The organism is Rhizobacter sp. P2_H3 (assembly GCF_056403355.1).
Genome location: NZ_JBFUFQ010000206.1, coordinates 1 through 10,387 on the forward strand (window position 1 = coordinate 1; position 10,387 = coordinate 10,387).

Annotated in this window: 12 protein-coding genes and 1 pseudogene; 9 read left to right on the top strand and 4 right to left on the bottom strand. The window is 69.0% G+C overall.

Annotated elements, in window-relative coordinates:
• Window positions 1-1,195: elongation factor G (gene fusA / locus AC1D1T_RS25695; protein ID WP_477992739.1), on the top strand; the 1,195-nt coding region annotated here is incomplete at its 5' end.
• Between the two features lie 4 nt (window positions 1,196-1,199).
• On the opposite strand, the gene purT is transcribed toward fusA, so the two are convergent.
• Window positions 1,200-2,414: a formate-dependent phosphoribosylglycinamide formyltransferase gene (gene purT, locus AC1D1T_RS25700; protein WP_477843669.1), complete on the bottom strand. Its 1,215-nt coding sequence runs from the start codon at window positions 2,412-2,414 to the stop codon at window positions 1,200-1,202.
• 102 nt (window positions 2,415-2,516) lie between these two features.
• Here purT and AC1D1T_RS25705 point away from each other — a divergent pair, with 102 nt between their 5' ends.
• The 3 genes from AC1D1T_RS25705 to AC1D1T_RS25715 all read left to right on the top strand — a co-directional run bounded on the left by AC1D1T_RS25705 (window position 2,517) and on the right by AC1D1T_RS25715 (window position 3,924).
• Entirely contained in the window at window positions 2,517-3,101 is a 585-nt protein-coding gene (locus tag AC1D1T_RS25705) for a hypothetical protein (protein ID WP_477992740.1), read from the top strand.
• A 340-nt stretch (window positions 3,102-3,441) separates the two neighbouring features.
• A complete protein-coding gene (locus AC1D1T_RS25710; protein WP_477826184.1) occupies window positions 3,442-3,615 on the top strand; it encodes a hypothetical protein in 174 nt (57 codons plus the stop codon).
• Window positions 3,616-3,657: 42 nt separating this feature from the next.
• Complete coding sequence (locus tag AC1D1T_RS25715) at window positions 3,658-3,924, top strand: hypothetical protein (RefSeq protein WP_047500882.1); 267 nt, start codon at window positions 3,658-3,660, stop codon at window positions 3,922-3,924.
• Window positions 3,925-4,223: 299 nt separating this feature from the next.
• Here AC1D1T_RS25715 and AC1D1T_RS25720 read toward each other — a convergent pair.
• A pseudogene (locus AC1D1T_RS25720) lies at window positions 4,224-4,853 on the bottom strand (TerC family protein); the annotation flags it as partial.
• Window positions 4,854-5,084: 231 nt separating this feature from the next.
• Window positions 5,085-5,939 (bottom strand): aldo/keto reductase, encoded by an 855-nt coding sequence (locus tag AC1D1T_RS25725; RefSeq protein ID WP_477992741.1) that lies wholly within the window; start codon window positions 5,937-5,939, stop codon window positions 5,085-5,087.
• Between the two features lie 64 nt (window positions 5,940-6,003).
• Between AC1D1T_RS25725 and AC1D1T_RS25730 the strand changes: the two genes are divergently transcribed.
• From AC1D1T_RS25730 to AC1D1T_RS25745, 4 genes are all read left to right on the top strand, one after another.
• Complete coding sequence (locus tag AC1D1T_RS25730; RefSeq protein ID WP_477992742.1) at window positions 6,004-6,783, top strand: ABC transporter ATP-binding protein; 780 nt, start codon at window positions 6,004-6,006, stop codon at window positions 6,781-6,783.
• Complete coding sequence (locus AC1D1T_RS25735; RefSeq protein ID WP_477992743.1) at window positions 6,729-7,553, top strand: ABC transporter permease; 825 nt, start codon at window positions 6,729-6,731, stop codon at window positions 7,551-7,553. Before AC1D1T_RS25730 ends, AC1D1T_RS25735 begins: the two co-directional genes overlap by 55 nt.
• Before the next feature lie 19 nt (window positions 7,554-7,572).
• Window positions 7,573-8,586, top strand: coding sequence for an ABC transporter substrate-binding protein (locus AC1D1T_RS25740; RefSeq protein ID WP_477992744.1), 1,014 nt, complete (start codon window positions 7,573-7,575; stop codon window positions 8,584-8,586).
• 87 nt (window positions 8,587-8,673) lie between these two features.
• Window positions 8,674-9,534: an HDOD domain-containing protein gene (locus AC1D1T_RS25745; RefSeq protein WP_477826189.1), complete on the top strand. Its 861-nt coding sequence runs from the start codon at window positions 8,674-8,676 to the stop codon at window positions 9,532-9,534.
• Between the two features lie 19 nt (window positions 9,535-9,553).
• Here AC1D1T_RS25745 and AC1D1T_RS25750 read toward each other — a convergent pair whose 3' ends face one another.
• Window positions 9,554-10,036, bottom strand: a complete 483-nt coding sequence (locus tag AC1D1T_RS25750) for an Lrp/AsnC family transcriptional regulator (protein WP_047500874.1) — start codon at window positions 10,034-10,036, stop codon at window positions 9,554-9,556.
• A 116-nt stretch (window positions 10,037-10,152) separates the two neighbouring features.
• Between AC1D1T_RS25750 and AC1D1T_RS25755 the strand changes: the two genes are divergently transcribed.
• Window positions 10,153-10,387: VOC family protein (locus AC1D1T_RS25755; protein ID WP_477992745.1), on the top strand; the 235-nt coding region annotated here is incomplete at its 3' end.

The following is a 10,387-nucleotide window of genomic DNA, read 5'->3' on the forward strand; positions in this document are numbered from 1 at the left end:
GCCGGATGCGTCGCTGCACGTGATCGCGCATGTGTTCAAGGTCACCGTCGACCCGTATGTCGGCAAGATGGGGATCTTCCGCATCCACCAGGGCACGGTCACGCGCGACAGCCAGCTCTACATCGGCGACGGCCGCAAGCCGTTCAAGGTGGGCCACCTGTTCATGCTGCAGGGCAAGGACCATGTCGAGGTGCCGCGCGGCATCCCGGGCGACCTGTGCGCGGTCGCGAAGGTCGACGAGATGCACTTCGACGCGGTGCTGCACGACGCTGCCGAAGACGACCACCTGCACCTGAAGCCGCTGGAGTTCCCGGTGCCGGTGCACGGCCTCGCGATCGAGCCGAAGCGCCGCGGCGACGAGCAGCGCATGTGGGAGATCCTGCAGAAGCTGGTCGACGAGGACCCGTGCCTGAAGGTCGAGCATGCGGCGAGCACGAACGAGACGGTGGTCTACGGCCTCGGCGAGCTGCACCTGCGCACGCTGCTCGAGCGCATGAGCGACACCTACAAGTGCGAGGTGTCGACGCGGCCGCCGCGCATCGCGTACCGCGAGACGGTGACCGTGCCGGCCGAAGGCCACCACCGCCACAAGAAGCAGAGCGGCGGTGCCGGCCAGTTCGGCGAGGTGTTCCTGCGCATCGAGCCACTCGCGCGCGGCGCGGGCTTCGAGTTCGTCGACCAGGTGAAGGGCGGCACGATCCCCGGCCAGTTCCTGCCCGCGGTCGAGAAGGGCGTGCGCCAGGTGCTCGACAGCGGCGTGGTCGCCGGCTACCCGGTGAAGGACGTGCGCGTGATCGTCTACGACGGCAAGCACCACTCGGTCGATTCGAAGGAGGTGGCCTTCGTGACGGCCGGCCGCAAGGCCTTCATCGATGCGGTGATGAAGGCCCAGCCGATCGTGCTGGAGCCGGTGGTGAAGGTGGAGATCACCGCGCCGGAGTTCTCGATGGGCGACATCACCGGCGACCTGTCGGCCAAGCGCGGGCAGGTGAACGGCACGCGCACGATGCAGGCCGGCAGCATCACGGTGCACGGGCTGGTGCCGCTGTCGGAGCTGAACGGCTACCAGGCGCGGCTGAACGGCATGACCGGCGGGCAGGGGCGCTACACGCTGGAGCTGAGCCACTACGAGGCGGTGCCGCCGTCGGCGCAGACCTTGCTGACCAGCCAGTACAAGGCGCGCGACGACGATTGACGGATCACGCCTCGCGGGGCTTCACCTTGCTTGCCGCCAGCTTGGCCTGCGTGCGCGCGACCTCGACATCCTTGTCGTGCACCAGCGCCACGCCCATGCGCCGCTTCTTGAAGCTCTCCGGCTTGCCGAACAGGCGGATGTCGCTGTTCGGCACGCGCATCGCGTCGGCGACGCCGTCGAACACGATGCCCTTGGCCTCGACGCCGCCGTAGATCACCGCGCTCGCGCCCGGGCTCTTCAGCGCAGTGTCGACCGGCAGCCCGAGGATCGCGCGCGCATGCAGCTCGAACTCGTTCTGCCACTGCGTGATCATCGTCACCATGCCGGTGTCGTGCGGGCGCGGGCTGACCTCGCTGAACCACACCATGTCGCCCTTCACGAACAGCTCGACGCCGAACAGGCCCTGGCCGCCCAGGTTGTCGGTGACCGCCTTCGCGATCTCGCGCGAGCGCGCCAGCGCGGCCGGCGTCATCGGGTGCGGCTGCCAGCTCTCGACGTAGTCGCCGCTGACCTGCACATGGCCGATCGGGTCGCAGAAGTGCGTCTCGACCTGGCCGCCRGCACCGAGCGCGCGCACGGTGAGCTGCGTGATCTCGTAGTCGAAGTCGATGAAGCCCTCGACGATCACGCGGCCGTGGCTGACGCGGCCGCCGGCCATCGCGTAGTCCCACGCGGTCTTCACGTCGGCCGGGCCGTCGATCTTGCTCTGGCCCTTGCCGGAGCTGCTCATCACCGGCTTCACGATGCAGGGGTAGCCAATTCCATCACTGTTCTTGCCGTCGATCGCCGCCTGCAGCTCGGCCAGCGAATCGCAGAACACGTAGGGGCTGGTCGGCAGCGCGAGCGTCTCGGCGGCCAGCCGGCGGATGCCTTCGCGGTCCATCGTCAGGCGCGCGGCGCGGGCGGTCGGGATCACCCGCACGGTGCCGGCGGCCTCGAGCTCCTCGAGCATCGGCGTCGCGATCGCCTCGATCTCGGGCACCACCAGCAGCGGGCGCTCGGCCTCGATCAGCGCCTTCAGCTGCGCCGGGTCGCTCATCGTGATCGTGCGGGCATGGTGCGCGACCTGCTGGCCCGGCGCGTTCTCGTAGCGGTCGACCGCGATCGTCTCGACGCCCAGGCGCTGCAGCGCGATCAGCACCTCCTTGCCCAGTTCGCCGCTGCCGAGCAGCATCACCTTGGTGGCTTGGGGAGAGAGGGGGGTTCCGAGGGTCGTCATGGTGCTGCGCGGCCGGTGAAAGGGTTGTGGGCGGAAAGAGCGTGATTTTGCCGACGACCCCAGCCGCATCTGCTGATGCACGAAGATTTATCATGCGGCACCATGCAATCCGGCTCCCGTGACGTGGCCCAGCTCCGCCTTGACAACGCGCTGGCCCTCTTCGATGAATTCGTCCACAACACCATCAAGCATCCGGATGCCGCCACGCTGAGGGGCCTCGAACGGCGCTTCGCCGAGCGCCTGCAGATCCAGCCGAGCTACTGGAGCCAGATCAAGGGCCGCTCGCGGCAGATCGGCGAACGGCTCGCACGCCAGTTCGAGGTGCTGTGCCACAAGCCGAACGGCTGGATGGACCAGCCGCACGACGCGGCCGGTTCCTCGGCGGCCCCCGCTCCTGCCGCAGCCCTCGCTGACGACGCCCTGCGCAACGTGCCGCAGGATGACGACGAGCGCTTCATCGTCGGGCTGGTGCTCACCTACTACCGCCGCCATCCGCAGCGCGCCCGCACGCGGCTGCTGGACTTGCTCGGCGAGGTGCTGATGCCGGCGGCGGAACCCGCCAAGGCGCCAGCGCCCCCCCCGCCGACCCGCACCGCCGCGGCCGCAGCACCCCGCGCCGCGCCGCCCGCCGAAGACCTCTGGGCCCGCACGCAGGCCGGCATCGCGCCGCTCAAGAAAAAACGTTGATTCTTCCCCACACCTTCGAACAAGGGGGTTGAAATTGATAATCGATTGTTTATCATCTGCGCAAGCCGTGATGAACACCTTTATCACGGCGACGCCCCGCCCCTCAACCCCGGAGTCCCCACGTTGATCGCCTGCGCACTGAACCCTGCCCTTGCCCGCCGCGCCTTCGCGCCGTCGGTGCCGGCGTTTCAGTGTCTCGGTGGCCGTCGGGCCCCGCCCGGTCCGCTTGCCGGCTGAGCTTCGCGACGCACGCGCGCTCATCCCGACGGCCCGGTTGCTTCCCGCACCGGGCCGTCGTGCTTTCTGGCCCTGCCGTCCTCGTCCACACAGGAGATGTCTCATGTCCAAGATCACCATGCCAGCCCGCAAGCCCCGCAACCCACTGGTGGCGCCCGCGCACTTCCGTCGCGCCGGCAGCCACCAGGCAGGCGGTACCTCGCGACAGGATGCGCGCCGCGCACTCAGCCGCGAACTCGACCAGCTCAGCAGCCCCCGGCTGCGCCACAGCCCATGAATCCAACGCAGCGCCAGCGCGCTGCCGAAGAAGGAAATGATCATGACCAGCTCGAAGCCCCAGACGTGGCGCGCCCTGACGCCGCGCCACTCCGGCTCCTCCCTCGCGCGCCGCACTGCAGCGGCCGCCCTGAAGTCCGCGAGCGCCGTGCTCGCTGAACTGGCCCAGCGCCTGGCGGTACCGCCGGCGCCGCCCGCACCGCCGCTGCCGCCGGTGCTCGAGTTCTACGCGCAGTCCGGCGCACCGGAAGGTGCGCTGTACCTCGATGGCGAACTCGTCGGATGGGTGCAGGGCGTCACGCGCCTGTGATTCATCCGTGAATTGAAACGGGGGCCTCGCGGCCCCCGTTTTCATTGATGCGCCGGCACCGGCTTCGGATGCCGCTTCTCCCACAGCTTGTGCACCAGCACCGCGACCGGCACCCAGCCCAGCCACATCACCAGGTCGATGCCCTCGTGCCACCACTGCCAGGTGTCGACCGGCTGGTCTTCCCAGCCCATCGCCTCCTCGATCATGTCGAACACGCCGAGCCAGGTCACCATCACCGCCAGCAACACGCCGGTCTCGCGCTGGCGATCGTTCCAGTGCCGCCACAGCGCCGGCAGCGTGACGCCGCCGACGCACACCATGTACAGCGCCAGGTGCCCCAGGTGCTGGTGCTCGAACCACGACTTGATCAGCGGTTCACCGCTGATCATCTTCGCGGCCGTCCAGCCGAGCACGCCGGCCCCCAGGATGACGATGCTCGGGAAGCGGTCGACCAGCTTCAGGATCATCTGGCTGCCCCAGACGACGATCGGGATGCTGATCAACAGGCCCAGCACCACCAGCAGCATGCTGCCGTGGGCCGCACCGCCGATCGCGAGCACGTTGTCGACGCCCATCACCGCATCGGCGATCACGATGGTCTGGATCGCGCCGCGCACGGTGGATTGCGGCTTGATGCTGTGGCCCTCACCGTCCTTGTCCTGCGTCAGGGTCCACGCGATCCAGATCAGCGCGAGGCCGCCGGCCAGCAGGAAGCCGGGGATCTTGAGCAGCCACACGACGATCAGCGTCAGCAGCGCGCGGATCACGATCGCGCCGGCCGTCCCCCACAGGATCACGCGGCGCTGCATCTCGGGCGGCACGTTGCGGGCCGCCAGGCCGATCACGATGGCGTTGTCGCCGGCCAGCACGAGATCGAGCAGCACGATGGCCATCAAGGCCGAGAAGAAGTCAGCTGAGAAGAGTTCCATGGTCCTTCACCTCGCAAGAGTGCACGCCGTGCGGATGCACGGCGGGTGAAGGTCTTGCCCACAGCGTTGGTCCATCGGTCCCACGCGCTGCTCAAGTGCCGGGGAACCGCGGGAGCGGCGCCCGTGCTGACGGCGGCTTGATCGGGGGGCTACTCCCCTTGCGAGGCCAGTGTCGCCGCAGCCGGCCTGGCGCGTCAATCGGGGGCCCCCCCTCTTCTCAGACGACGATCCTCAGACCATCGCGAGCGAGGTCTTGCGCCGCGGCGGCGGAAACAGCTTGTCGAGCGCGGCCAGGTCGGCCGCGCCGAGCTTCAAGCCGGCTGCGGCCAGGTTCTCGCGCAGGTGGGCCTCGCGCACGGCCTTCGGGATCGCGATCACGCCCGGCTGGTGCAGCACCCACGCGAGCGCGAGCTGGGTCGGCGTCACGCCGAGGGCGTCGGCCAGCGGCCGCAGCCCCGGGTGCGCGGCCAGCTCGCCTTGGGCCAGCGGGCTATACGCCATCAGCGGGACGTTGCGCTCCCGCTGGCGCGGCAGCAGGTCGAACTCGATGCCGCGCTCGCTCAGCGCGTAGTACACCTGATTGGTCGCGCAGGCCGCGCCGCCCTCCAGCCGCCACAGGCCGGCCATGCCGTTCGCATCGAAGTTGCTGACGCCCCAGGCCCGGATGCGCCCCTGCGCCCGCAGGCGCTCGAACGCATCGACCGTGTCGCGCAGCGGATGCGAGCCCGGCCAGTGCAGCAGGTAGAGGTCGACGTGGTCGAGCCCGAGGCGCTGCAGGCTGCGCTCGCACGCGGCCATGGTGCCGGTGCGGCTCGCGTTGTGCGGGTAGACCTTGCTGACGATGAACAGCTCGTCGCGCCGCACCGCGCCGGCACGCAGCGCCTCGGCAATGGCCTGCCCGAGGGCCTCTTCGGCGCCGCCCTCGCCGTACATCTCGGCGGTGTCGAAGAGCCGGTAGCCGAGGTCGATCGCCAGCCGGATCGCGGCCACTTCGCCACGCCTCGCCGCGGCCGATTCCCCCATGCGCCAGGTGCCGAGGYCGAGGCTCGGCACGGGGGGTCCGGAAGGCAGGGCGACGTGGTTCATGGAGATCTCCGAGGTAGGCCCCGAAGCCTAGCGCGAACAGGTTCTGCGGCACACTGCGAACCCTATGTCGGACGCCTCCTCAGATGCCCTGATCTCCCTGCGACAGGTCGACAAGCGCTTCGCCAACGGCGTGCAGGCGCTGCAGTCGGTCTCGCTGGACGTGCAGCCGGGCGAGTTCGTCTCGCTGCTCGGCCCGTCCGGTTGCGGCAAGAGCACGGTGCTGCGGCTGGTGGCCGGGCTCGAGCGCGCGAGCGCTGGCACGGTGCAGGCCCCGGCACTGCAGGCCGATGCGGCCAGCGACACCGCCTTCGTGTTCCAGGAGCCCACGCTGATGCCCTGGGCCAGCGTGTTCGACAACGCCTGGCTGCCGCTGCGGCTGGCCGGCGTCGCGCGCCGCGATGCCGCCGCGCAGGTGCTGCCGCTGCTGCAACGCATGGGCCTCGAAGCCTTTGCGGACGCCTTCCCGGGCGAGCTGTCCGGCGGCATGAAGATGCGCGCATCGATCGCCCGCGCGCTGGTCACGCAGCCCCGGCTGCTGCTGATKGACGAGCCGTTCGCCGCGCTCGACGAGATCACCCGCCAGCGCCTGAACATCGACCTGCTCGACGCCTGGCAGGCCCGCCCGATGGCGGTGCTGTTCGTCACGCACAGCGTGCTCGAGGCGGTGTTCCTGAGCCAGCGCGTGCTGGTGATGGGCGCACGGCCCGGCCGCATCGTGGCCGAATTCCGCATCCGCCGGCCGGTGCCGCACGAGGCAGCGTTCCGCGACAGCGACGACTACGTCGCCCAATGCCGGGCCGTCTCGCGCTCGCTCGAGGCCGCGCACGCCGCGGCAGCCGCGTGAACGAACGCTGGCGCCGCCGCATCGCACCGGCCGTCGTGCTGCTCGCGCTGCTGGCTGCGTGGGAGGCGCTGGTGCGGCTGGCCCACATTCCGCACTACACGCTGCCGGCGCCCAGCCTCGTGCTGCAGACGCTGGTCGACAACTTCGCCTCGCTGGCCGGCAGCTGGTGGTTCACCGTGAAAATCACGTTCGGCGCGCTGCTGCTCGCCTGCACCGGCGGGGTGCTGATCGCCGCGGTGTTCGCGCTGTGGCGGCCGGTCGAGGAGGCGCTCTTTCCGGTCGCGGTGGTGCTGCAGGTGACGCCGATCGTCGCGGTCGCGCCGCTGATCCTGATCTACGTCGAGAGCACGACCGCCGCGCTGCTGCTGTGCGCCTGGATCGTCGCGTTCTTCCCGATCCTGTCGAACACCGTGGCCGGGCTGCGCGCGGCCGACGTGAACCTGCGCGAGCTGTTCCGGCTGTACCGCGCCTCGCCCTGGCAGCGGCTGCGCCTGCTGCTGCTGCCGTCGGCGCTGCCGTACTTCATCGCCGGCCTGAAGATCTCCGGCGGCCTGAGCCTGATCGGCGCGGTGACGGCCGAGATGGTGGCCGGCGCCGCCGGCCGCGAGACCGGGCTCGCGTCGCGCATCCTGGAGGCGAGCTTCCGCACCGAGACGCCGAAGATGTTCGCGGCGCTGAGCCTGCTGGTGCTGACCGGCGTGCTGATCTTCGCCGGCTTCAATGCGCTGTCGCGGCTCTTGCTGGGCCGCTGGCATGCCACCGAGAATTGATCCATCGAAGGAGAGACCCATGAAGAACATCATCAGCTTTGCAGCCTTGGCATTGACCCTCGCGGCCGGCACCGCCCTCGCGCAGGACAAGGTGACCTTCGCGACCAACTGGAAGGCGCAGGCCGCGCACGGCGGCTTCTACCAGGCGGTGGCCGACGGCACCTACAAGAAGTTCGGCCTCGACGTGACGCTGCTGCAAGGCGGCCCGCAGGTCAACAACCGCCCGCTGCTGCCGGCCGGCCGCATCGATTTCCTGATGACCGGCAACCTGCTGCACAGCTTCGACAACGTGAAGAACGGCGTGCCCACCGTCGTCGTCGCCGCGATGTTCCAGAAGGATCCGCAGGCGCTCATCGCCCACCCGGGGCAGGGCTACGAGTCGTTCGAGAAGCTGAAGACCGCGCCGCTCGCGCTGATCGCGAAAGACGGCCAGTTCAGCTGGTGGCAGTGGCTGAAGGTCACGCACGGCTTCAAGGACGAGGTGCTGAAGCCCTACAACTACAACCTCGGCCCCTTCCTCGCGAACCCGAAGGCGATCCAGCAGGGCTACTCGGTGGCCGAGCCGATCTACGTCGAGAACCAGGGCAAGTTCAAGCCGGTGGTGYACCTGCTGGCCGACCACGGCTTCAGCACCTACTCGACGGTGATCGAGGCGCGCACCGACACCGTGAAGGACAAGCCGCAGCTGGTGCAGCGCTTCGTCGACGCGTCGATCCTCGGCTGGGTCAACTACCTGTACGGCGACCGCAAGGCGGCCAACGCGATGATGATCAAGGAGAACCCGGAGATGACCGAGGCGGAGATCGAGGCCTCGGTCGCGCTGATGAAGCAGCAGGGCATCGTCGACTCGGGCGAGGCGCTGCGCAACGGCGTCGGCGCGATGAGCACCGAGCGCATCCACGACTTCTACGCGCAGATGGTGAAGGCCGGGCTGTACAAGGCGGGCGAGGTCGATCTCTCGAAGGTCGCGACGCTGCAGTTCGTCAACAAGAAGCTCGGCATGGACGTGAAGGCGAAGCTCGGCGGGCGGTGAGGCACCCCGTGCGGCCGTGTGAGGTTTTCCTCAAGTGCGGCGCAAAGAGGTCGATACTCGCGGTAACACTTTTCCTGACACCGTGACGTGAGCATCGAGACCGCACCGCGCCCTGCCGGCCATCAGCCGCTGTCCCATGCCTTGCCCGACCTCGCCGCCTGGGTGCAGCACTTTCGCGACCGCGAGATCCCCGTCCTCGCGAACACCTCCGATGCGCTGGAGGCGATGCGCGCGAACGAGGACGACGTCGACGCCAACCTGATCGGCGAGATGGTCGCCGACGACCCGCTGATGACGCTGAAGGTGCTGGCCTACGCAGCCACGCACCGCCCGGCGCGGCTCGTCACCGACGTCGAGACCGTCACCGCCGCGGTCGTGCTGATGGGCATCTCGCCGTTCTTCGGCGCGTTCGGCCTGCAGCCCACCATCGAGGACGCGCTGGCCGGCCGGCCGGAAGCGCTGGCCGGCCTGAACGACGTGCTGCGGCGTGCGCACCGCGCCTCCCGCTTCGCGCTGGCCTTCGCGATCCACCGCCAGGACCACGACGCCGCGCTGATCCACGAAGCCGCGCTGCTGCACGACTTCGCCGAGATGCTGCTGTGGGTGCATGCGCCCGACCTGGCGCTGACCATCCAGCGCGCGCAGGCGGCCGACCCGACGCTGCGCTCCAACGCGATCCAGCACCGCACGCTGAACGTCGAGCTGTTCGACCTGCAGCAGGCGCTGATGAAGGCCTGGACGCTGCCCGACCTGCTGATCCGCATCTCCGACGACCGGCATGCCGAGCATCCGACGGTGCAGAACGTCGTGCTGGCGATCCGCCTCGCTCGGCACACCGCGCACGGCTGGGACAACGCCGCGATCCCCGACGACGTGGCCGACATCGCCCAGCTGCTGAACATGTCGACCGCCGCGACGCAGGCGATGCTGCAGAACCTCGATTACTGAGGCGTGCAGCCGGGCGCCGCTACAGTGGTACCGCGGTGGTGTTCTTCACCCGGTCCATCACGAAGCTGGTCTTGCAGTCTTCGACGCTCGGGTGCTTCAGCAGCGTCTCCATCACGAAGCGCGAGTAGTGCGCCATGTCCTGCACGACCACGCGCAGCAGGTAGTCCATCTCGCCGGTCAGCGCGACACACTCCACCACCTCGGGCCAGGTCTGCACCGCGGCGCGGAACAGGTCCATCGGGTTGCGCTTGTGCACCTCGGAGTGCTTCTCGAGCCGCACGTTCAGGTAGGCCGTGAGCCCGAGCCCCACGCGCTCGGCCGGCACCAGCGCCACGTAGCCGGCGATCACGCCCGATTCCTCCAGCCGCTTCACGCGCCGCAAGGTGGCCGACGGCGACAGGCTGACCTGCGCGGCCAGCACGTCATAGGTGATCCGGCCATCGGCCTGCAGCGCCCGAAGAATGCGCCGATCGATCGCATCCAGCTGGATTTCCGTTTCCATGCGGTTGATTTTGCAGCTTTCCTGCGAATCGCGCCCGCCCAAGGGCACAACTTGCATGATTCCTGCGGGGGGACGAATCTACAGTGCGAGCAAGTTTTCACTTTCAGGAGCGCGCCATGCAGTTCACCCCCTGGGACAACCCGATGGGCACCGACGGCTTCGAGTTCGTCGAGTACGCGGCGCCGGACCCGGTCGCGCTCGGCCGGCTGTTCGAATCGATGGGCTTCACCGCGATCGCGCGGCACCGCCACAAGAACGTCACGCTGTACCGCCAGGGCGACGTCAACTTCATCATCAACGCCGAGCCGAATTCGTTCGCGCAGCGCTTCGCCCGCCACCATGGCCCGAGCG